This is a genomic window from Streptomyces sp. NPDC041814 (assembly GCF_055590565.1).
Genome location: NZ_JBVJAM010000002.1, coordinates 247812 through 270186, shown reverse-complemented (window position 1 = coordinate 270186; position 22375 = coordinate 247812). Strand labels below are relative to the sequence as shown.

Annotated in this window: 14 protein-coding genes and 1 pseudogene; 8 read left to right on the top strand and 7 right to left on the bottom strand. The window is 71.5% G+C overall.

The window, feature by feature from the left end:
• Positions 1-9: 9 nt before the first annotated feature.
• The 3 genes from ACZ6C6_RS06575 to ACZ6C6_RS06565 form a co-directional block, all read right to left on the bottom strand.
• Complete coding sequence (locus tag ACZ6C6_RS06575; RefSeq protein WP_469199749.1) at positions 10-969, bottom strand: carbohydrate ABC transporter permease; 960 nt, start codon at positions 967-969, stop codon at positions 10-12.
• A gap of 91 nt (positions 970-1060) precedes the next feature.
• Positions 1061-2485, bottom strand: coding sequence for an extracellular solute-binding protein (locus ACZ6C6_RS06570; RefSeq protein WP_469199747.1), 1425 nt, complete (start codon positions 2483-2485; stop codon positions 1061-1063).
• 214 nt (positions 2486-2699) lie between these two features.
• Positions 2700-6977 carry a discoidin domain-containing protein gene (locus ACZ6C6_RS06565; RefSeq protein WP_469199745.1) on the bottom strand — a complete coding sequence of 1426 codons (4278 nt, stop codon included), beginning with the start codon at positions 6975-6977 and terminating at the stop codon, positions 2700-2702.
• Between the two features lie 401 nt (positions 6978-7378).
• Here ACZ6C6_RS06565 and ACZ6C6_RS06560 point away from each other — a divergent pair.
• A pseudogene (locus ACZ6C6_RS06560) lies at positions 7379-7879 on the top strand (TetR family transcriptional regulator); the annotation flags it as partial.
• A 7-nt stretch (positions 7880-7886) separates the two neighbouring features.
• On the opposite strand, the gene ACZ6C6_RS06555 reads toward ACZ6C6_RS06560, so the two are convergent.
• The gene (locus ACZ6C6_RS06555; protein WP_469199743.1) at positions 7887-8369 is read right to left on the bottom strand and encodes a GNAT family N-acetyltransferase; all 483 of its coding nucleotides are present in this window, start codon (positions 8367-8369) and stop codon (positions 7887-7889) included.
• A gap of 155 nt (positions 8370-8524) precedes the next feature.
• On the opposite strand from ACZ6C6_RS06555, the gene ACZ6C6_RS06550 reads away from it, so the two are divergent.
• Together ACZ6C6_RS06550 and pgm are read left to right on the top strand one after the other, a co-directional pair.
• On the top strand, positions 8525-9259 hold the full coding sequence (locus tag ACZ6C6_RS06550) for a 4'-phosphopantetheinyl transferase family protein (protein WP_469199741.1): 735 nt from the start codon (positions 8525-8527) through the stop codon (positions 9257-9259).
• A 46-nt stretch (positions 9260-9305) separates the two neighbouring features.
• Positions 9306-10946: a phosphoglucomutase (alpha-D-glucose-1,6-bisphosphate-dependent) gene (gene pgm / locus ACZ6C6_RS06545; RefSeq protein WP_469199739.1), complete on the top strand. Its 1641-nt coding sequence runs from the start codon at positions 9306-9308 to the stop codon at positions 10944-10946.
• A 53-nt stretch (positions 10947-10999) separates the two neighbouring features.
• Here pgm and ACZ6C6_RS06540 read toward each other — a convergent pair whose 3' ends face one another.
• Positions 11000-12889: a rhamnogalacturonan lyase gene (locus ACZ6C6_RS06540; RefSeq protein ID WP_469199737.1), complete on the bottom strand. Its 1890-nt coding sequence runs from the start codon at positions 12887-12889 to the stop codon at positions 11000-11002.
• Between the two features lie 192 nt (positions 12890-13081).
• Here ACZ6C6_RS06540 and ACZ6C6_RS06535 point away from each other — a divergent pair, with 192 nt between their 5' ends.
• Positions 13082-15154, top strand: coding sequence for a SpoIIE family protein phosphatase (locus tag ACZ6C6_RS06535; protein ID WP_469199735.1), 2073 nt, complete (start codon positions 13082-13084; stop codon positions 15152-15154).
• Positions 15155-15412: 258 nt separating this feature from the next.
• Complete coding sequence (locus tag ACZ6C6_RS06530; RefSeq protein WP_469199733.1) at positions 15413-16723, top strand: pectate lyase; 1311 nt, start codon at positions 15413-15415, stop codon at positions 16721-16723.
• Between the two features lie 54 nt (positions 16724-16777).
• Here the strand turns inward: ACZ6C6_RS06530 and ACZ6C6_RS06525 are convergent, their stop codons facing one another.
• Complete coding sequence (locus ACZ6C6_RS06525) at positions 16778-17077, bottom strand: DUF1876 domain-containing protein (RefSeq protein ID WP_469199731.1); 300 nt, start codon at positions 17075-17077, stop codon at positions 16778-16780.
• Positions 17078-17243: 166 nt separating this feature from the next.
• Between ACZ6C6_RS06525 and ACZ6C6_RS06520 the strand changes: the two genes are divergently transcribed.
• Both ACZ6C6_RS06520 and ACZ6C6_RS06515 read left to right on the top strand, forming a co-directional pair.
• Positions 17244-18077, top strand: a complete 834-nt coding sequence (locus ACZ6C6_RS06520; RefSeq protein WP_469199729.1) for a PP2C family protein-serine/threonine phosphatase — start codon at positions 17244-17246, stop codon at positions 18075-18077.
• Between the two features lie 68 nt (positions 18078-18145).
• Positions 18146-19141 carry an MASE1 domain-containing protein gene (locus ACZ6C6_RS06515; RefSeq protein ID WP_469199727.1) on the top strand — a complete coding sequence of 332 codons (996 nt, stop codon included), beginning with the start codon at positions 18146-18148 and terminating at the stop codon, positions 19139-19141.
• 9 nt (positions 19142-19150) lie between these two features.
• Here the strand turns inward: ACZ6C6_RS06515 and ACZ6C6_RS06510 are convergent, their stop codons facing one another.
• On the bottom strand, positions 19151-20413 hold the full coding sequence (locus ACZ6C6_RS06510; protein ID WP_469199725.1) for a D-arabinono-1,4-lactone oxidase: 1263 nt from the start codon (positions 20411-20413) through the stop codon (positions 19151-19153).
• Positions 20414-20836: 423 nt separating this feature from the next.
• Between ACZ6C6_RS06510 and ACZ6C6_RS06505 the strand changes: the two genes are divergently transcribed.
• The gene (locus ACZ6C6_RS06505; protein ID WP_469199723.1) at positions 20837-22336 is read left to right on the top strand and encodes a sugar transferase; all 1500 of its coding nucleotides are present in this window, start codon (positions 20837-20839) and stop codon (positions 22334-22336) included.
• Positions 22337-22375: the final 39 nt, after the last annotated feature.

Here is a 22375-nt window from a genome sequence, read left to right as displayed (position 1 = left end):
GCTCCCGTCCTAGTCTTCGCTGCTGCGGCTCAGTCGTACGTACACCGCGGAGAATCCCGCGAGGACGACGAGCAGGACGAGGCCGAGTGCCGCCGCGCTGCCGTAGTTGTTGAAGTTGAAGGCGTACTGGTAGATGAGGTAGACGACGGTGGTGGTGGAGCCCTCGGGTCCGGCGCCGTTGGTGAGCAGGAAGGGCTCGGTGAAGACCTGCATCGTCGCGATGATCTGCATGAGCAGCAGGAGCGAGAGGATGAGGCGGGTCTGCGGGATGGTGACGTGCCAGATCTTGCGCAGCAGCCCGGCACCGTCGAGTTCGGCCGCCTCGTACAGCTCGCCGGGGATGCCCTGGAGCGCGGCGAGGTAGATGAGGGTGGCGCCGCCCATGTTCATCCAGGTCGCCGCGATGACGACGGAGAGCATCGAGGTGCTGGTGTCCTGGAGCCATTGCTGTTCGGGCAGGTGGAAGATGGCCAGGATGCGGTTGAACAGCCCGTAGCCGGGGTCGTAGAAGTACTTGAAGAGCAGTACGGAGGCGACCGGCGGCAGCATGACGGGGAGGTAGACGAGCAGCCGCAGATAGCCCTGGCCGTGCCGGAACTCGTTGAGCACGACGGCGACGGCGAACGGGACGACGAAGCCGAGGAGCAGGGCGAGGACGGTGAAGAGCAGGGTGTTGCGCCAGGCCTGCCAGAAGGCCGGGTCGTTGAAGACGTACGTGAGGTTGGACCAGCCGGCCCAGGTGGTGGTGCCGTCCTCGTTCTTCTGGAAGGCCAGGATGAATTCCCGGACCATCGGATACCAGGAGAAGAGCGAGAAGCAGAGCACCGCTCCGATCAGGAAGCCGTGCGCCGAGATGTTGCGGCGCAGGGCGCGCAGGAACTCCTCGCGGGCGGAGTCCGGGCGGGCGGAGCCGTGGTGTCCTGGGCGAGGCCGGGTCGCCTTGCGGGGGGACAGGGTTGGGGCCGACATGGTGTCTCCTCGGTGCCGGTGTACGACGAGCGCGTAGCGGACGGGGTCCGGATGCGGGGCCGGGTCCGCGTGACCCGGCCCCGCGCGTCCGTTACTGGTTCGCCAGAACCTGGTTGACCTGCTGCTCGGCGGTGGAGAGCAGCTTGTCGATGTCGGCGTTCTTGTTGGTCAGGACACCGGACATGGCGTTGTCGAGGATCTTGTAGATCTCCTGGGCCTTCGGCGGCTCGGCCTTGCCGGGGACCGGGTTGTCCATGAACGCCTTGAAGTTCTCGACGGGCATCGTCGCGTTCTGGGCGCGTGCGGCGTCGTCCTTGGTCTTGCTCTCACCGAGGAAGAAGTTCGGCTGCGGCAGGCCCACGGGGAGCTTGTCGGCCTTGGTGCGGGCCCAGTCGAACTGGCCCTTGCCGGGGGTGAGGTTCTTGAAGTTCAGCCAGGCGATGGCGGCCTTGATCTGGTCGGGCGAGCTGCCCTTCTTGATCAGGTAGTTGTTGCCGCCGAAGAGGGTGCCCTTGCCGCCGGGGATGGGGCCGAGGCCGAAGGTCTCGTACTGGGCGCCGAGCTGCTGCACCATGTACGCGATGTCGTCGGGGGCGGCGAGGAACATGCCCAGCTTGTCGCTGGCTATCTGCTTCTGGAGGTCGCCCCACTTGAGCAGCTGGGTCTTGCCCATGCTGTCGTCCTCCCAGCGCATGTCGTGCAGCTGCTGGAGGACCTGCTTGCCGGTCTCGTTGTTGAAGGCGGCCTTCTTGCCGGAGGCGTCGACGACCTCCCCGCCGAGACCGAACTGCGTCGCCGCGAAGTGCCAGCCGCCGTTGTTGCCGGCGCTGTACTCGCCGTAGCCGGAGATGCCCTTGCCGAGCCCCGCGATCTTCTTGGCGGCGACGCGCACCTCGTCCCAGGTGGCGGGCGGGCTGTTCGGGTCCAGACCGGCCTGCTTGAACAGCTTCCGGTTGATCATCAGGCCCATGGTGTAGTTGCTGGTCGGCAGCCCGTAGAGCTTGCCGTCCTTGCGGGCCACGTCGACCACCTGCGGCTGGATGTCCTTCAGCGCGGGCACGGTCTTGTCGCTGACGTACGCGGAGATGTCCTCGGCCCCGTCGTTGTCCAGGACCTGCTGGAGGTCGCTGAAGTAGGCGTAGAAGACGTCGGGCTGCGACTTGCCCTTCAGCATGGCCGTGAAGCGGGGCGGCTCGTTGCACTGGCCCGGGGTGGACTTACCGTTGATCGTGACGTTCGGGTACTGCTGGTTGAACGTCTTGATGTCCTCCTTCCACTCCCGCAGCTCCGCGGCCTTGGCGGCCGGCGGCATGCAGTCGATGGAGATCGTCACCTTGGTCTTCGGGTCCAGCGGAGCCGAGGGGTCGGACGAACCCTTGGACGAACTGCTCGTGTCGTCGTCCTTGCTGCTGCTCGTGCCGCAGGACGCGAGCGAGGTCAGGGCAAGTGCGGTGACAAGGGCAGCCGCGGAGGCACGGCTGATACGGCGTGTGCGGCGCAACCCAGCACTTCTCATCGATGGTCCCCTTCGGGCATGAGCGTGGATGGCCCTCGGCCGACTGACTGCCGGGGCGAGGCACACTCAACCAGCGCCGACATGTGAACGCAATATCTCGCGCAGTTTTCGTAAAAGTTTGACAGTCGTTGGTACGCCGCATGCGGAACACGGCGTGGGCGCAGCACGGGGCGCCGCCCGGCGGACCGGACGGCGCCCCTGGGTGCAGTGGTCGCTACGGGTTGATGTTGATCTTCATGGTGGACGTCGTGTTCTTCACGTCCTGGGCGTTGTCGCTGAACCTGAGCCCGTTGAAGGTGACCTCACCGACGGCGGGCCCCTGGCCGGCCTCGGGCATCTCGTTGGCCCACAGCCCGAAGCCGGACTTGGCGTCGAAGGCGTCCCCGCTCTTGTGGGCGCCGGAGATCGAGATGTCGGTCAGGATGGTGTCCTCGATGGGGAACTGCGGCTGGCCTCCCACGTAGTTGGTCTGGAACATGATGCCGCTGTACGTCGGGTCGACGATGTCGACGTGGTTGATCCGGATGCCCTGGAAGACCTTGGAGGCGGAGAACAGCCAGATGCCGGGGAAGGTCTGCGAGCCCCAGAAATGGCCGCCGGAGCGGACCACCGAGACGTTCTCGACCGTCGTCGGGCCGGTCCCGAAGCCGTTCATCGGGTAGCCGAAGTCGAGCGAGCTGACGGTGATCCCCGAGTACACCAGGGTGTCCGCGATGCGGATGTTGCGGAAGGTGTTGTCGTAGCCGCCGTAGACGGCCACACCGGCCGCGCGCCAGGTCAGGAGCGAGGTGAGGTTCTCGTAGACGTTGTCCTTCATGTCCGCGCCGCCGGCGTCGATCGCCGAGAAGAGCGCGAAGCTGTCGTCACCTGTGGCCCGCGACTCGTTGTTGACGACGTGGTTGCCGGTCGAGCCGTTGGTCATGTTGATGCCGTCGGCGAAGGTGTCGCGGATGCGGGAGTTCTTGATGGTGATGTTGTCGGTGTTGGCACCCCAGTAGAGGCACACCGTGTGCTCGTTCCAGATGTTGTCGATGACCATGTCCGACACGTTGGAGAAGTCGAACACCTTGCCCGGTCCGTCGATGCGCGAGGTGTAGTTGCCGAAGTACGCGAAGTTCGCGAACGTCGAGCCCTTGGCGCTCGCCTCGGCCCGGAAGCCGATGTCGGTGTTCTCCTGCGTCGAGGGCGCGTGGAACCTGGTGTACCAGGGCCCCGCACCGATCACCCGGACGGCTTTCCCGTAGACCTGGAACTTACTGGCGGTCTCGTAGTCGCCCGCGGGCAGGTAGACACCGGTCAGCTTGCCCGTGGTGTCCATCCGCACCTTGTCCAGGGCGTTCTGGACGTCCTGGTGGGTGAAGCCGGCCGGAACGGCGTAGGCGGCCGGGTCCGGGTTGGCGATCTGGGTGGCCTGCTCCAGGCCGATGAAGTCGATCGCGTAGGTGCTGGTGTTCGCGGCGTCCTTCTGGAGCCGGATCCTGCTGCCCGCCGGGACCGTCTTGCCCAGCATCACGTTGGCCTCGTCGTAGATGTGCCGGGGTGAGCCGGAGCCCGGGGAGTTGCCGGGGCCGGTCTCGGCGCCGTACAGCCAGGCGTACTTCGAGGTGAGGTCGATCGCCTTGAGGAAGGTGCCGTCCACGTAGATGTTGAGCTTGGAGTCGATGCCGCCGCCGCCCGCCGAGTCCGGGATGGAGTAGCGGGTGACCAGGGTGTTGGTGCTGGCCCGGGTGGTGAACTCGACGTAGTTGCCCGTGCTGTTCAGCGTGACCGCCCTGCGGCCCGACGCCTCGCCCGCGACGTCGCCGACGGTCCTGTTCGGCCCGACGACCTTCGCGCCGCCGCCGGTGACGCCGTCCTCGGCCTCATAGGTGTCGTACGGCATGTTGGCGCCGCGCCCGACGAAGAAGGAGCTGCTGACGGTGTTGTTCTCGCGCTTGACCGGCAGCTCCTCGGCATCGTCCGCGACCACGGTCTTCACGGTGTACGAGCCGTTGGCCGCCGTCCAGGAGCCCAGGTTCACCGGGGCGCTGGTGGCGCCCGCGGCGATCGAGCCGTCGTAGCTGCCGGTGAGGGTCTTCACCGTGGCGCCCTTGGCGTCGAGCAGGGTCACGGTGACGGCGTGGGCGCCCGCGGCGGAGGCGACCGTGCCCTGGTTGCGGATGGCGACGGAGAAGGTGACGTTGTCGCCCTGGGCCGGGGCGGACGGCGAGGTGGTGACCGCGGTGGGCACCAGGTCGGAGCTGGCGACCGGCTTGACGACCAGGCCGGAGGCGCTGGTGTAGGTGTTGTCGGTCTCGTTCTGCTCGATGATCTGGTTGTCCGGGTCGACGACCGCGCTCAGTGGGTACGTGCCCGCGTCGCGCGCCCCGATATCGGCGCTGACCTGCGTGGAGGCACCTGCGGCGAGCGCGCCCACGGTGACGGTCGCGACCTTGGTGTCACCGAGCCGGAAGGCGAGCTTGCCGGCCGGGGCGGCGACCGCGCCGGTGTTGCGCACCGTCGCGGTGAGCGTCACCGGGTCCGACTCGACGGGCGCCGCCGGACTCGCGGTGACCCCGCTGACCTGGAGGTTCGGGTTGGGGGCCGGGGCGCCCAGCACCTGGAACTCCGCGACCTGCCCGGCGGGCGCGCCGGTGTTGGAGGTGAACTTCAGCTGGACGTCGGCGACCCGGGCGTCGACCGGGATCGTCACCGTGTTGGCGCTGCCCGGGCTGAACGCGTAGTCCTTGGCGGCGACCAGGCCGGTGAAGGACGAGGCGCTCTGCTCGCGGCCGAGGACCTGGATGTTCTGGGTCCTGGCTCCCCAGCTGCTGTCAGGGTTGAGCTTCACGACGACGCTCTGGGTGTCGGCGTTGGCGCCCAGCTTCACCGTGAGGGTGTTGGGGTAGCTGCCGCCGGCGCCCTCCCAGTAGGTGGAGAGCTGGTTGTCGTTGGCGTTCTCCGCGACGAAGGTGTGCACCATGGAGGAGGCGGTGATGGGCTTGCCGACGGCGAGGTTGGAGGCCGCGCCGGTGGAGCCGTTGCGGGTGACGGTGTTGCTGTCGCCCGAGACGTTGCCCGCCGCGTCCCTGGCCCGTACGACGTACGAGACGGTGGTGCCTGCGGACTGGGTGTCGGTGTAGGTGGTGACATCGCCGGCCACGGTCTTGCGCAGCACGTTGTTGGCGTAGATGTCGTACCCGGTGACGGCCTTGTTGTCGCTGGACGCCGTCCAGGTCAGCTTGATCTGGCCGGAAGAGGGCTCGGTGAAGCTCAGGTCGGCCGGTGCGGTGGGCGCCTGGGTGTCACCGGAGTCCCCCTTGCGGGTGACGGTGTTGCTGTTGGCCGAGACATTGCCCGCCGCGTCCCTGGCCCGTACGTAGTACGAGACGGTGGAGCTCGCCGGACGGGTGTCGGTGTACGTGGTGACGTCACCGGCGACGCTGGTCAGCAGGGTGTTGTCGGCGTAGATGTCGTAGCCGGTGACGGCGGTGTCGTCCGTCGACGCCTTCCAGGTCAGCTTGATCTGCCCGGTGGCCGGTTCGGTGTATGCCAGTTGCGCCGGGGCGCTCGGTGCCTGGGTGTCACCGGTCTCGGGGCCGTAGATCTCCAGCTCGGAGACCTGGGCGCCGGGCTGCACGCTGTTGGCGGTGACCAGGACGCGGACGTAGCGGGTGGTGGTGGCGTCGAAGGTGATCGTCGCCGTCTCGGAGCCGGGGGTGAAGGTGTGCGCCTCGGCCTGGGTCAGGTCCGTGAAGTCGGAGCCGTTGGCGCTGCCCTGGATCTTCAGCGTCTGGCTGCGGGTCTCCCAGCCGTCGGGCAGCCGCAGCACCACGCGGTCGACGCGCACCGAGGAGCCCAGGTCGGCCTGGAGCCACTGCGGGAACTCGTTGTTGCGGCTCTCCCAGTAGCTGGCCCGGTTGCCGTCGTTGGCGTTGGCCGCGATGTACGTCTGGGTGTTGCTGCTGGCGGTGAGCGGGCGCCCGGCGGCCAGGTTCACCGAGGACTCCGCCGCCGCCCGGACCTCCAGCTCGGCCAGCTGGCCGTTGTCGGACGCGGTGTTCGCGGTGATGGCGGCCCGGACGAAGCGGGTCCGGGCCGCCGGGAAGCTGATGGTGACCTTGTTGGAGCTGCCCGGTGCGAAGGAGTAGGAGGCCGAGGTCTTCAGCGTGGAGAAGCTGGTGCCGTCGACGCTGCCCTGGAGGGAGAGCGTCTGGCGGCGGGCCGACCAGTCGGCGGGGAGCTTCAGTGTGACCTGGTCGATGCGGGTGACCTTGCCCAGGTCGCTCTGCACCCATTGGGGCAGGGACTTGCCCGACCCCTCCCAGTAGGTGGACTGCTGTCCGTCGGCGATGTTCCCGGCGGACTTCCCGCTGCTCGCGGCGGCGCGGTGGCCGGCCGCGATGTTCGGGCCGCCGGCGGCCGAGGCGTTCAGCGCCGGCCAGGCGACCATCATCAGGCTGGTGGAGACGGTCGCGGAAAGGATCCGCCATCTCCAGCGTCGCGTTCTCATCTGTCCCCGATCTGCTGCCTCGGCGCAGGACGGCCGAGGCGCGGCTCAGTCTGCGACCCCGCCGGTACATGAATTTCTGCACCGGCGGGATGACCTTTTGCGTTTTGCGGTCAGAGAGTTGCAGAGAATTGACGTGGAGTCCACCACTCCGGCAGAAATCCGCAGCCTTGCGGGCGCCGCCCTCACGGGCCAACTTCCGTGACAAGAAGGGCATTTGATCACGGACACACCGAGACGGCCGAGCGCGCCAGCACCCGCAAGGAGTTTGCGTAAATCTGCAAGCCGATGAAAGGCACCAGCTCGGACGGGGTGTCCCCATAAAGCCGGGACTACTCGGCCCAGGCGCGCTCCAGCAGCGTGCGGAACGTCGCGGGTTCCCGTCCGATCAGTTCGGCCAGGGTCCCGCGCCGGAGGATCCGGTGGAGGAGCTGCGCCGCGGCTGGGACGTGGCGGTGGAGTTCGGGATCTCGCGTCCGGAGCTCTTCGCCGTGATGAACAGGGCCACCGGCTCGACGGCGGACGCGGCGCACCGCGCGGGCCTGGAGATCCTGCGCGGCCGGGTGCGCCGGCTGGCGGCCTCGGGGTGGCTGCGGGTCAATGAGGAGCTGGCCGCCCAGATCATCCGGGCCACCGGGCAGGGCGGGGTCACCACATGGCACGCCACCCCCGCGGAACGCCGCGATCCGGCACTGCTGACCGTCCTGCGCGAGTCCATGGTCGCCGCGGTCACCCGCGCCGAGCCGGTGGTCCCCGCCACCGAGTCCGGCCCCGCCCCGGCGGCCCGCGCGCTGCGCGCCGCCCTCCCCGACGACACCGGCGTCCTGAGCGAAGCCGAACAGCGCCTGCTGCACGAGTGGCTGACGCGCCTGGCAGGGGACGGCGGCAGCCCGCAGGGAGTGTGAGCTCAGCTCATCGGCCGAGCGGCGCCCACCGGTAGCGGACGTCCGGCTCGTTCTCCTCGTTCCGGCTGCCGTCGTCAAAGGCGACCGCGGTGAAGCCGTGGCGCTCGTAGAAGGACCGGGCCCCGGTGTTGCGCTGGAAGGTGTGGAGGGCGAGTCCCGTGGGGCTGGCCTCCTTGGCCGCCGCCAGCAGGAGCGAGCCGATGCCCCGGCGGCGCAGGCCGGGGTCGATGTAGAGGTGTTCCACCTCGGAGCCGTCCAGGGAGAGGAAGCCGGCGATCCGCACCTCCCCGCCCTCGCGCGTCTCGGCCACCCGGACATCGGTGCCGGGCAGCACCACATGGGTCAGCCACGCGAGCGTCGCCTCGTCGCTGTGCACCCGCGCCAGATACGGCATGGCGGCGGCGCGGGAGGCGAGGAAGAGCCGGGTCAGCGGCCCGGCGTCGTCCGCCCGGGCCTCCCGGAGCACGGCGGGGCGGCTGTCCAACGGCATGCGGTGTCTCCTGTCCGAGTGGCGCCGCCCGGATCGGGGGCACAGGGTGATCGAACATACGTCGGACGCGTTCCGGATCTCCATAGGATAAGAGCGCCCCTGCCCCGCCGGTGCCCGCCCGAGGCGCCCGTACCCGCCGAGGAAACGACGTAACGGTGTACCAGCCCCATGAGTTGACGCTGACCGAGGAAGGCTATCGGGGGCCCGCGCCCTCCTGGAGCGCCGAGGCCCCCTCCCTGTGGCTGGTGGACACGGAGCGCGCGGCCGAGGCCGCCCGGCTGCTGGCCCCGAAGATCCTCGACGCCTCGGAGCTCGCCCGGACGGAGCGGCTGGCCTTCCCCGCGGACCGGGCCTGCTACACCGCCGCCCACCTGGCCCTGCGCCTGCTGCTCGGCGCCCGCCAGGGCGTCGCCCCGGAGGCCGTACGGCTGACGCGGGAGCGCTGCCCCTCCTGCGACGGCCCGCACGGCCGGCCCGCGACCGGCGGCGGCACCCATTTCTCGCTCTCCCACACCCGGGGCATCGCCCTCCTGGCGTTCGCGGACGTCCCGGTCGGGGTGGACGTGGAGCGGGTCCCGGAGGCGCGGGTGGTGGCGGAGGTGTCCGGGCAGCTGCACCCGGCCGAGGCGGCCGAGCTGGCCGCGCTGCCGGAAGAGGGACGGCCTGCCGCCTTCGCCCGGGTGTGGACCCGCAAGGAGGCGTACCTCAAGGGCGAGGGCACCGGCCTCGCGGGCGGCCTGCACCGCGAGCACGTCGGCACCGGCCCGGTCCCGCTCGGGCCGCCGGACTGGGCCGTCACCGATGTCGCCGTCCCCACCGGGTACGCGGCGGCGGTGGCCGTGCGAGCGGCGGGGCGGGCGCCCGCCGGGGGCCAAGACCGGCGAAAATGACCGCACGGGCACATCGCACCGAACGACCGATACGGAGGAGTGGCAGATGCCGCACGCACGAGCCGGACAGCAGGCGCGCCCCGAGGACCTGACCGATGTGGCACGGCTGGTGACGGCGTATTACGCGCTGCATCCCGATCCGGCCGAGCCGGGCCAGCGAGTGGCGTTCGGCACCTCCGGACACCGCGGCTCCTCGACGGCCACCGCGTTCAACGAGGACCACATCGCGGCGACGAGCCAGGCCATCAGCGAGTACCGGGCGCAACAGGGCACGGACGGGCCGCTGTTCCTGGGGGCGGACACCCACGCCCTGTCGGAGCCGGCCCGGGTCACCGCCCTGGAGGTGTTCGCCGCCAACGACGTCCGCGTCCTCATCGACACCGAGGACGGGTACACGCCGACGCCCGCGGTGTCGCACGCCATCCTCACGTACAACCGCGGCCGTGCCACCGGCCTCGCGGACGGCGTCGTGGTCACCCCGTCGCACAACCCGCCGGGCGACGGGGGGTTCAAGTACAACCCGCCGAGCGGCGGTCCGGCGGGCTCGGACGCGACCGGCTGGATCCAGGACCGGGCCAACGAGATCATCACGGGCGGGCTCAAGGACGCCCGCCGGGTACCGTACGCGCGGGCGCTCGCCGCCTCGACGACCGGCAGGTACGACTTCCTGGGCACCTACGTGGCGGACCTGCCCTCCGTCCTCGACCTGGACGCGGTGCGCGAGGCCGGGGTCCGGATCGGCGCCGACCCGCTGGGCGGCGCTTCGGTCGCGTACTGGGGGCGGATCGCCGAACAGCACCGGCTGGACCTGACCGTGGTCAACCCGCTGACCGATCCCACCTGGCGGTTCATGACGCTGGACTGGGACGGCAAGATCCGGATGGACTGCTCGTCGCCGCACGCGATGGCCTCGTTGATCGACCGGCGCGACCGCTACCAGATCGCCACCGGCAACGACGCCGACGCCGACCGGCACGGCATCGTCACCCCGGACGGCGGGCTGATGAACCCGAACCACTACCTCGCGGTGGCCATCGACTACCTGTACGCGCACCGGGAGAACTGGCCGTCCGGGGCGGGCGTCGGCAAGACTCTGGTGTCGTCCGGGATGATCGACCGGGTCGCCGCCGACCTCGGCCGCGAACTGGTCGAGGTGCCGGTCGGCTTCAAGTGGTTCGTGGACGGGCTGTCCGACGGGTCGCTGGGCTTCGGCGGTGAGGAGTCGGCCGGGGCGTCGTTCCTGCGCCGGGACGGCTCGGTGTGGACGACCGACAAGGACGGCATCCTGCTCGCCCTGCTGGCCTCCGAGATCCAGGCGGTCACCGGTGAGTCCCCCTCCCAGCGCTACGCCGCGCTGACCGCCCGGTTCGGCGAGCCCGCCTACGCGCGGATCGACGCCCCCGCCGACCGCGAGCAGAAGGCGGTCCTGGCGCGCCTCTCCCCCGATCAGGTCGGCGCGGACACCCTCGCCGGTGAGCCGGTGACCGCCGTGCTGACCACGGCACCGGGCAACGGGGCCGCGATCGGCGGGATCAAGGTGACCACGGAGAACGCCTGGTTCGCGGCCCGCCCCTCGGGCACCGAGGACGTCTACAAGGTGTACGCGGAGTCCTTCCGGGGCGCCGGGCACCTGGCCCAGGTGCAGGAGGAGGCCAAGGCCGTGGTGTCGGCGGCGCTGAACGCCTGACCCTGCGGGGTGCCCGCCCTCCCGGTACCACCACCGGGAGGGCGGGCCTCAGCTCACGGGGTCCACACCGTGGGCCGCGGGGCCGTCGCCATCCCGTTCCCGAGGAAGAACCCGGGGTGCGGAGGCTGGTTGTAGGCGGTGTTCTGCCAGGCCAGGGCGGTGCGGTAGGTGGTGTCGTGGAGCAGGGTGGTGATCCTCGTGCCGGTCTCGTACGGCGTGGAGTAGATCCGTAGCGCGGTGTTGTTCGTCGTCGCCCAGACCACCTCCTCGCGCCAGTCGCCGAGGAGGTCGCCGGAGATGACCGGGGTGGCCTTGGTGCCGTTGTTGGAGTGGACGGAGGCGCCGGTCAGCAGGCGGGTGTCACCGGAGGTGCCGTACTTGTCGATGTGGGTGCCGTCCAGCAGCTCCCGGGTGGTGTCACCGTCCCACCAGGCCAGGAAGTTGGTGCTGGAGGGCTTGCGGCTCGCGACCACGGTGCCGTGCGGGTCGCGTATCCCGGAGGCGGCGGACGACCAGGACTCGGCGCCCGGGCTGCCCGCCCAGATGTCGTCGCTGACACCGCGTCCGTTGTCGCCGCCGGCGGGCGTCGACCAGATGATCTGGCCCGTCTTCGCGTCCGCCATCCAGGACGAGGGTTTCGAGCCGTCCTCATCCACCTTGAACTCCTCCAGGCCCGGGCGCGCCGGGTCCAGGTCGCCGACGTGCATGGCGTCGCCGTGGCCGTTCTTCGTGGTCCACAGGGAGCTGCCGTTGTCGTCGACGGCCATGGCGCCGTAGACGATCTCGTCCCTGCCGTCGCCGTCGACATCGGCCACCGACAGCTGGTGGTTGCCCTGGCCGTCGTAGCCCCGGCCGGTGTTGGTGGAGCTGTTGGTGTCGAAGGTCCAGCGCCGGGTGAACGCCCCGTTCCGCCAGTCCCAGGCGGCGATCACCGTGCGGGTGTAGTAGCCGCGCGCCATGATCAGTGAGGGCCTGCCACCGTCCAGATAGGCGGTGCCGGCGAGGAAGCGGTCGACGCGGTTGCCGTAGCTGTCGCCCCAGGACGAGACGGTGCCGCGTGCGGGGACGTAGTCGACGGTGCCCATGGCGGCGCCCGTCAGGCCGTTGAACATGGTGAGGTATTCGGGGCCGGACAGGACGTAGCCGGAGGAGTTGCGGTGGTCGGCCGACGCGCTGCCGATCACGGTGCCCCGGCCGTCGACGCTGCCGTCGGCGGTCTTCATCGCCACCTCGGCCCGGCCGTCGCCGTCGTAGTCGTACACCTGGAACTGCGTGTAGTGCGCACCGGAGCGGATGTTGCGGCCCAGGTCGATCCGCCACAGCCGGGTGCCGTCGAGCCTGATGCCGTCCACGACGGTGTTGCCGGTGTAGCCGGACTGGGAGTTGTCCTTGGCGTTGGTCGGCTGCCACTTCAGTACGAAGTCGAGCGCGCCGTCACCGTCGAGGTCGCCGACGGAGGCGTCGTTGGCCTCGTAGGTGTAGGCGACGCCGTCGGGGGTCGTGCCGCCCGGGGGCGGGCTGATGGGCACGTCCTTGTAGCCGGCGCGGAACTGGACCGCGTGCACGGAGTCGCCCTGCTCGACGCCATCGACGACTGCGCGCACGGTGTAGTCGGCCGAGTTGGGGGCGCCGGTGTGGAAGTAGTTGGTCGAGCCGGTGATGGGCGAGGCGTTGACCTTCGTACCGGCGCGGTAGACGTTGAAGGCGACGGAATCGGGGTCGGTGGCGAGCCAGCGCCAGCTGATGAGGTTGCCGGAGTCGGTGTGCACACTGACGACGCCCCGGTCCAGCGCCTCCACCTGACGTGCGGTCGCGGCGTGCGAGGTATGGCCGGTGACGACCAGTCCGGCGGCGGCGAGGATTCCGGCGGTGACGGCGCCGAGCAGGGTCCGGGTCCGGGTGGTACGGCGTCTGCGGGAGGTGCGGGGATACGCGAGAGCCACGGTACGTGCCTTCCGGAGTGGGGGTGGGGTACTGCTCAGTGGCCGCCGGGCACGGAAAGGTTGCCGCCCCCGCGAATCCCGTACGCGCTCACCCGTTCGGCGCCGCGCGGTGGCGGCCCCGTCCCGGGGGCGCGCAGGCTGTCCGGAGAGCTGCCGATCGCCAGGGGTGGCGGAGCCCGTTGGGGGTGCGACGTGTCGGACACCGGTACCACGGCCCCCGGTGCGGGCCCGGGCGACGAGATGGAAGAGGCGCTGCTCGAAACGCTGTTCACCCAGTCCGCGGTCGGTCTGCACGTCCTGGACCTGGAGCTCCGGGTGGTCCGCGTCAACGCCCTGACCGAGGAGGTGGATCCGCAGGACATCGTCGGCCTGCACTTCACCGACGCCTACCGGCTGGACGACCCCGACGAGGCGGATCACCTGCTGCGCCAGGTCCTGAAGACGGGCGCGCCGGTGGTCAACCACCCGGTGCGCGGGCGCGTCGCCCGGGCCCCCGGCCCCGACCGCAGCCTGAACGTCACCCTGCACCGCCTGGAAGGCGGGGACGGCCGCCCGCTCGGACTGCTGGCGGCCGTGGTCGACGTCAACGAGCGGGAGAAGGCGCACGTGCGGGCCGATGTGCTGGCGGCGGTGCGCCGGGGTGCGGGCCACTCCCTCGATGTGGCGGCGACCTGCGAGGGGCTGGTGTCGGCGTTGGTGCCCGCGTTCGCCGACCTGGCCGTGGTCGAGGTGGTGGACGAGGTGCTGCGCGGGGCTGATCCCCCGCTGAGCCCACTGGGCCGGGACGTGCCGCTGCGGCGTGCGGCGGTGCGGGGCACGGAGGCGGCGCCGGACAACCTGGTCGGTGAGCTGCGCCGGCTGCCCGAGGCGACCCCGTTCGCCCTCTCCGTCACGGATCTGCGGCCCCGGCTGGTCCAACTGGGCCCGGACACGCCCTGGCTGGACGCCGACCCGTCGACGCGCCGGATGATCGAGGCGACCGGGGCGCATTCGATGATCGTGGCGCCGCTGAAGCTGCACGGCTCCGTGCTCGGCCTCGTCAGCCTGTACCGGCACCGGGGCGATCCTTTCAACGAGCGAGACCTCACGCTCGCGCTGACCGCCGCCGCGCACACGGCGCTGAGCATCGAGAACGCGCTGCGCTACGCCCGCGAGCACGTGATCGCCTCGACCGTCCAGCGCCGGCTGCTCCCCCAGCACGAGGGCGACCGGGTCGCGATCGAGACCGCGCACGTCCTGCTGCCCGGGCGCAACAGCGGATGCTGGTTCGACACGATCGGGCTCTCCGGCGCCCGGACGGCGCTCATCATCGGCAACGTCGCCGGACACGGGTTGCAGACCGCCATCACGATGGGGCAGCTGCGCACCGTCATCCACGCGCTGGCGGGGCTCGACCTGGAGCCCGACGAGGTGCTGGCCCGGCTCAACGACACGGCGGACCGGCTGGTCGAGGAGCGGCGGTCGCTGCCGCCGGGGGACTCGCTGCACCGCCAGCCGCTGACCGCGACATGCCTGTACGCGGTCTACGACCCGTTCACGCAGGTGTGCACGGTGGCCCGCGCCGGGCATCCCGCTCCGGTGGCCGTCGGGCCGGACGGGCGTCCGCTCCTGCTGGACGTGCCGGAGGGGCCGGCGCTCTTCTCGACGGACAGCGCGCCCTTCGCGACGGGTTCGGTGCGGCTGGAGGAGGGCAGTGTGCTGGCGTTCCTCACCGGTTCGCTGCTGCCCGAGGAGCGGTCGGTGGAGCGGGTGCGGGACGCCCTGGCCTTTCCGGAGCGGCGGCTGCGCGACCTGTGCGACGCGATCGTGTACAACCTGCCGGCCGAGGCCGATCCGGACGGGGCCGCGCTGCTGCTCGCCCGGACGGGCGTGGTGCCGCCGGACCGGGTGGCGACCTGGGAGCTGGTCCACGACCGGACCACTCCGGCGGTCGCCCGCACCCTCGTCCGGGACCGCCTGGAGGGCTGGGAGCTGGACGAGGACACCATCGAGGCGACCGAACTGATCGTCAGCGAGCTGATCACGAACGCGGTCCGCTACGGGACGCCGCCCCTCCAACTACGGCTGCTGCTGGACCGCGCGCTGACCTGCGAGGTGCACGACACCAGCCCGGTGGCCCCCCATCTGCGGCACGCGCGGACGGTGGACGAGGGCGGGCGCGGGCTGTTCATCGTGTCGCAGCTCGCCCACCACTGGGGCACCCGCTACAGCACGAACGGCAAGGCGCTGTGGACGGAGCAGGAGCTCCGGGACGAGGACTCCTGACAGGCATACGGGTGCGGTGCGCCCCGGCCCGATGGGCGGGATGCGCCGGGGCGCGGGGCGCCGGTAACACATCAGGGCCACTTATTGACCGGTGCATGACGATGCCGTACGGTCGCCGCTGTTCGCATACAAGAACTCGGTTCACCCTGCGGGACGCGAACGGCATCGTTCCGCAGGGTCGAGGGATCGCCTTACCACCGCACCGAACCACTCATTGGTGCCCGCGGAGGACGCCGCGGGCGGTGAAAGGAACACCCAGTGCGTACCAGAAATCAGCATGCCAGACGGCGGGGCGGCCGGACAGCCGCCTCGTTCGTCGCCCTCTCCTCACTGATCCTCGCCGGTGTCACGGCGCTGGTCGCGACCGGTTCCGCGACGGCCGCGCCCACGACCGGCGCGTACAGCCTGTCGAACGGGGCGAGCGGGCTCTGCCTGGAGGTCCCCGGCTCGGGCACCTCCGACGGCACCCAGCTCGCCCAGCGCGGCTGCACCGGCGCCGCCAACCAGACCTGGCAGCTCAAGGCATCCGGCAGCGGCTACACGCTGACCGCCGCGCACAGCGGCAAGTGCGCCGGGGTGCGGGACGCCTCCACCAGCGCGGGCAAGGCCGTCGAGCAGCAGACCTGCACCGGTGGCGCCGGCCAGGTGTGGACGCTCTCACCGGTGAGCGGCGACACCTATCGCGTCGTCAACGCCAACGGCGGCAAGTGCCTCAACGTGAAGGACAGCTCCACCGCGGCCGGTGCCCTGGTGCAGCAGAACTCCTGCGACTCGGTCACCAGCAAGCGCTGGACCTTCACCGCGGCGGGTTCGACGCCGACGGACCCGACCGACCCCACGGACCCGCCGACCGATCCGCCCACCGACCCCGGCACCCGCCCCGCGTGGCCGTCGGCCAACGGCAGCCAGGCCCTCACCTCGACGATGAAGGTGTCGGGCAGCTACGACGGCGGCATGAAGCGTTTCTACGGGAGCGGCGACCTCGGCAGCGACGGCCAGGACGAGGACCAGCCCGCGCTGATCGAGCTGGCTGACGGAGCCACGCTGCAGAACGTCATCCTGGGCTCCCCGGCGGCCGACGGGGTGCACTGCGCGGGCGCCTGCACGCTGAAGAACGTCTGGTGGGAGGACGTGGGCGAGGATGCCGCGACCTTCCTCGGCGGCTCCTCCTCGCTGGTCCGCACGGTCGACGGCGGCGGCGCGCGACGCGCGGACGACAAGGTCTTCCAGCACAACGGCGGCGGCACGCTGATCATCAAGAACTTCCAGGTCGAGGACTTCGGGAAGCTCTACCGCTCGTGCGGCAACTGCTCGACCCAGTACGGCCGGCACGTCCAGGTGCAGAACGTGTGGGTCACCGCGCCGGGCGACACCCTGGTCGGCATCAACACCAACTACGGCGACACGGCGCGCTTCTCGGGCGTCACGATCTACGACGACTCGGACCACGACATCGACATCTGCACGAAGTACAAGGGGGTGACCAGCGGCGAGCCGTCCAAGACCGGTACCGGAGCGGACGGCACGAACTGCATCTACAGCGGCTCGGACATCACGTACGCCGACTGACGGCCACCGGGCCGCGGCCCGTCCCCCTCGCCGGGGGCGGGCCGCGGCGCGCGCTCAGGCCGTGGCGTCGGACCAGGCGTAGGGCGGTGGCACCGGGCCGTCCGGCCGGCCGGCGCCGGCTTCGCCGATGGCGCGGTCGGCCACGCTCATCAGCTGCCCGGCGACGTCGTGCATGGCCCGGCTCGCCGCGACCTCGTCGCCGATCGTGGGGACGTCGGGGTCCTGGGGGCCGAGCCGGGCGACCCCCTGGCCGGTGAGCTTCGCGGTGCCGGTGTCCAGCACCGCTTCCGCCCTCGTCGTCCCGCCCTCCTCGGAGAGCTCGACGCGCACCGTCCATTCCAGCGTGCGGTTCATCGCGTACCTCCCGGCCCGCACCGGCCGGCGGGCGCGGGCCGACGCACGGGTCCACCTCCAGCATCCACCCAACCGGCCGCCGCCGCCCGCCCGGCCTGCGCCCGGTCCCCCGCCGAAATAGGATGCAGGGGCCCGGCCCGCCATCCCCCGTCCCGCGGAGCGGCCCATGAACCGGCGTCGTCCCTCCCGGTCGGCCAGCTCCGACGAACTGCTCACCACCCTCCACGACCTCACCTCCCGCGCCCGCCGCGAGGTGGAGCTGCACCGGGCCCGGGTGGAGCTGGCCGAGGCGCTCCAGCGCGAGTTGCTGCCACCCGACCTGCCGTCGGCGCCGGGCCTGCGGACCTCCGCCCGGTACGCTCCCGCGCGCAGCGGCCTGGACATCGGCGGCGACTGGTACGACGGGTTCGTGCTCCCCGACGGGGCGCTGGCGTTCGCCATCGGGGACGCCCAGGGCCACGATGTGGAGGCCGCCGCCTTCATGGGCCGGATCCGGATCGCGATGCGCGCCCTCGCGCTCACGGCGGAGGACCCGGGCGAGGTCATGAGCCGTACCAACGACCTGTTGCTCGCCGCCGACACCGGACGGCTCGCCACCTGCACCTTCGTACGTCTCGACCCGGCCACCGGGGAACTGCGCAGCGCCCGGGCCGGTCATGTGGCCGCCGTCTGGGCCACCGCCGACGGCCGGGCCGGCATCACGGACGACGAGGGCGGGCTGCCGCTCGGGGTGCAGGCGGGCGAGGAGTACCCGGTCACCACGCGCTCGCTCGGCGACGAGGGGGCGTTCGTACTGCTGACCGACGGGGTGGTCGAGGGCCCCTCGTACTCCCTGGACGAAGGGCTGGACGAGGTGGTGCGGCTCGTACGCTCCCGGGCGACCGGGGAAGCGGACGCGCTGGCCGACGCGGTCATGGGCTCCGCCGAGCGGACGGGGCACCAGGACGACGCCGCGGTGCTCGTCCTGCGGCACGGGTGCCCGGCCTCCGGCGGAGGGTGAGGCAGGCCCCGGGCCGCCCGTGCGTGTCACATCGCCGTCCGCCCCGGGGCCGGTGTCTGATGAGAGGCGTGATCCACAGCGAACGGACCCGCCGGTACCTGATGGCGGTCCTGCGTGTGGTGGGCGTCGCCGCCGTGTATTACGGGGCGGCCCGGCTGGGGCTGTTGCGGCAGGTGACCGTCCACGGGGCGGTGGTCACACCCCTGTGGCCACCGACCGGGATCGCGCTGGGCTGTCTGCTGTACCTGGGGGCGGGGGCGTGGCCCGGGGTCGCGATCGGTTCCCTGGCCGTCGTCACCACCCTCACCGGCAGTCCGCGACCGGCCACCGCCGCCATCGTGATGGGCAGCACGCTCGCGCCGCTGTGCGCGTACCTGCTGATGCGCCGGGCCGGTTTCCGCAAGGGGCTGGAACGGCTGCGCGACGGCCTCATCCTGGTGTTTCTCGGTGGGATGGTCCCCATGACGATCAGCAGCACGACGGGGGCGGGGTTGCTGGTGGTGGACGGAAAGCTCCCGCTCCACGACTTCTGGTCCGTCTGGGCGGCCTGGTGGGCGGGCGACGTCATGGGCGTGCTCATGGTCACCCCGGTCCTGTTGGTCCTGCCCCGCGCACGGCTGCCCCGGCTGACGGACCGCTGGGCGGAGGCGGTGGCGCTGCTGGCGGTCGCGGTCGCCGGGACGCTGGTCGCCACCCGCAGCTCGCTGTCGATGCTCTACCTGGTCTTCCCGGTCATCATCTGGGCCGCACTGCGCTTCCGGCTCGCGGGCAGCGCGCCCTGCGCCCTGCTGGTGTCCGTCCTGGCGATCATGGCCGGGACGGACCGGGCCGGCCCGTTCGCGGGGCACACCATGGTGGAGGTGATGATCAACCTCACGGTGCTGAACGGGGCCGTCGCCCTCACCGCTCTCCTGCTGGCCGCCATCGTCACCGAGCAGCAGAACATCCGGCAGCGCATCGAGCACGCCTGCGAGGAGCTGGCCGAGGTGGTCGACCAGCTCGCCCCGGGCCGCTCGGCCGCCGCCTGGCCGTCCCGGGCCGAGGACGGACGCGACGGTCGCTGAGCCCGCGGATCAGCGGCGGAAGTACCGGTCCAGGAACGCGTTGCGGAAGGTGCCCTCGGGGTCGTGGCGGCCCACCAGCTCCTCGAAGTCCGCGTAGCGCGGGTAGAGCGTGCGCAGCACCTCGGGGGCCGTCGAGAAGACCTTGCCCCAGTGCGGGCGGGCGCCGAACGGGGCCAGGGCCTCCTCGATCGCCCCGGCCACCGGCGCGACGGCCGCCGCGTCCGGGACCCAGGTGAAGTGGAAGGCCACCGAGTCCCGGCCGTGGGCGGGGCTCAGCCACAGGTCGTCGGCGGCGACGGTGCGGAGCTCGGAGACCTGGAGCACCGGGGCGATCCGGTCCCGCAGCCGGGCCAGGGCCTCGTAGGCGGCGACGGCGTCCGCGCGGGCCACGAAGTACTCCGACTGGAGCTCGTCGCCGTTGCTCGGGGTGAACTCCATCCGGAAGTGCGGAAGCCGCTCGTGCCAGGGCCCGGGCACCCCCTGCTGCGCCGTGCAGTTCCCGGCGGGCATCCCGGGGACCGGGTGCCGGGGGCCGTCGGCGAGCCGGGCGCCCAGCCACTCGGCGGGCATCACGGACCGTGCCCCCTCGTCGCCCACCCGCTGCTTGAGCCAGACCTGGCCGACCGGGCCGGGGCGCCAGTCGGTGAAGACGCTGACGCTGTAGGCGGCGGACATCACCTCGTCGAAGCGCGCGGCGAGTGTCGCCTCGGGCAGGTCCTCGTACACCCACTGGCGCACCTCGAAGGCGGGCACGAGGTCGAGTTCCAGCGACGTCACCACGCCGAGGGCGCCGAGGGAGACGACCGCGCCCGCGAAGTCCTCGTCGGTGCGCCGCAGGGTGCGCGTCTCCCCGTCGGCCGTCACCAGGGAGAGGGCACGCACCGCGCCCGCCAATGAGCGGTTGCCCACGCCCGAGCCGTGGGTGCCGGTCGCGACGGCGCCGGCGACCGAGATGTGCGGGAGCGAGCCCAGGTTGGCGAGGGCGAGACCGCGCGCGTGCAGTTCGGCGGCGAACTCCCCGAAGCGGAGTCCGGCGGACAGCGAGACGGCGCGGCCCGGGACGTCGATGTCCACGACGCGCGGGAGTCCGGCGAGCGACACATGGTCGCCGGAGGTGTCCGCGACGGTGTTGAAGGAGTGCCGGGTCCCCAGGGGGCGGACCGCGCCGGAGGCGGCGACCGTCTCGCGCAGTTCCCGGACGGATCTCGGCACACACAGCCGCTTCGCGCCGAAGGTGATGTTGCCGGCCCAGTTCTTCTCCGCGGGGGTCACCGTGCGTCCTTCTTCCACTCATGGCCGGGCACGTGCTCCCGGCACTGCATTCTCCCAGACCGCCCCGCGGCCGCCGGAGCCGAGCGGCCCGAAACCACCCACGCAACCGAACGAGCACGTACGGTAGTTGGCAGACCAAGGTACATATCCGCACACCAACCGTTTGGCGCGTGTCACACATACCAACAGGTGCACACAGAACATGGGATCCGGTACGGATCGGGACGAGTACCGGATCACCGCTCCTGTCTGAACTTCACCGGAACTCCAGCGAAATGCCATGTGTGTGGATATCGTGCACCGAGCGAGGGCGCGTCCGTCAGTCCACTGGATAGGCGGATGCGCCCCGTTTGTGGCGATGCGACTGTGACTGGGGGGTTCATGGGGCATGTCGAGCTACCCGAATCCGATATACCGAGGCCCGTGGGACTGGCGGGAGCGCCACGTCCGCGGACCTCTTCAGGACTGCCGCGCGGCCAGGACCTGGGCCGGCCGCGGCAGCTCCCGGACGTGCCGTCCGCACGCGGCGCCGGGGCAACCGGCAGGCGCCCGGGCCCGCTGCCCCTGGTGGTGTGCGCCGAATCCGCCGGACTGGGGTTACCCGCCTGGCTGGTGCTCCGCGCCGACGGGCAGCCCGAGGCCCTGGCCGGGGCGCTCGCGGCCACCCTGGTGTGGTGCGGGGTCCGGGTGGCGCGGGGCCGGTACGTCTTACGTGTGCCGGGCCGTCCGCCCGGGGCGCTGACCACGCCCGGGGACTGGTTGCTGCTCATCGGTCTGCTGGCGGTGCTGTGGACCGTGCTGGACGCGCCGATCGACCCGGCGGCGGCCGTCGTCGCCCTGATTCCCGGGCTGGTGGCGGGGGCGGGCACCTCGTGGGCCCGCCGCCGTCTCGCCTGGTCCGGGAGGCGCCGGACGGCACGCCGGGTGCTGGTGGTCGGCGAGGCCGCCGGGGTGGACCGGGCCGTGCGGCTGCTCACCTCGCGGGAGGACCACGGCTATCTGGTCGTGGCCGCGCTGCCGGTGGGCGCGGCGGCGCTGAGCTGCGAGGTCCCGGTGCCGGGGCGGCTCGCTCCGGCACCGGCGGGGGACGACGCCTCGACGGTGCTGGGCGCGGCCTTCGCGCACGAGGCGGACCTGGCGCTGGTGGTGCCGGGCCCGGGACTGGCCGAGGAGCGGTTGCGGCGGCTGACCTGGGGGCTGCACGACGGCGGCCTTGAGGTGTCGGTGCTCTCGCACCTCTCGGAGACCGCGGCGGACCGGATCAGGCCCTCGTCGGCGGCCGGGCTCACCCTGCTGCACATCGTGCCGCCGCTGCGCCGGGGTCTTCAGCCGGTCCTGAAGGCGGCGGTGGACCGGGCGGGTGCCGCCTGCGGGCTGGTCGCCCTGTCCCCGTTGCTGCTGCTGATCGCGGTGGCGGTCCGGCTCACCTCGGCCGGGCCGGTCTTCCACCGACAGGTCCGCCAGGGGCAGCACAACCACCCCTTCGTCATGTGGAAGTTCCGCACGATGGTGGTGGACGCCGAGCGGCACCGGGCGCGGCTGGACGAGGCCAACGAGAACGACGGCCCGATGTTCAAGATGCGCCGGGACCCCCGGGTGACCCGGCTCGGCCGCCTGCTGCGCCGCTCGTCGCTGGACGAACTGCCCCAGCTCATCAACGTACTCAAGGGTGACATGTCCCTGGTCGGCCCTCGGCCGCCGCTGCCGGACGAGGTGTCCCGGTACGACGAGCGGGAGTTGCGCAGGCTCGTGGTGAAGCCCGGGCTGACGGGCCTGTGGCAGGTCAGCGGCCGGTCCGATCTCTCGTGGCAGGAGACGGTGTCGCTGGACCTCTGGTACGTCGACAACTGGTCGGTGGCCACGGACATGGGGCTCATGGCCCGGACACTGCGTGCCGTCACCGACGGCCGCGGGGCGTACTGAGGACGGGGGCCGATGAGCACCGGGACAAGGGGCCGGGTG

Coding starts and splice junctions, on each gene's coding strand:
- ACZ6C6_RS06555 (WP_469199743.1), bottom strand. CDS start 8,369: ATGCCGTTGGACAGCCGCCCCGCCGTGCTCCGGGAGGCCCGGGCGGAC.
- ACZ6C6_RS06520 (WP_469199729.1), top strand. CDS start 17,244: ATGAACCGGCGTCGTCCCTCCCGGTCGGCCAGCTCCGACGAACTGCTC.
- ACZ6C6_RS06525 (WP_469199731.1), bottom strand. CDS start 17,077: ATGAACCGCACGCTGGAATGGACGGTGCGCGTCGAGCTCTCCGAGGAG.
- pgm (WP_469199739.1), top strand. CDS start 9,306: ATGCCGCACGCACGAGCCGGACAGCAGGCGCGCCCCGAGGACCTGACC.
- ACZ6C6_RS06565 (WP_469199745.1), bottom strand. CDS start 6,977: ATGAGAACGCGACGCTGGAGATGGCGGATCCTTTCCGCGACCGTCTCC.
- ACZ6C6_RS06570 (WP_469199747.1), bottom strand. CDS start 2,485: ATGAGAAGTGCTGGGTTGCGCCGCACACGCCGTATCAGCCGTGCCTCC.
- ACZ6C6_RS06575 (WP_469199749.1), bottom strand. CDS start 969: ATGTCGGCCCCAACCCTGTCCCCCCGCAAGGCGACCCGGCCTCGCCCA.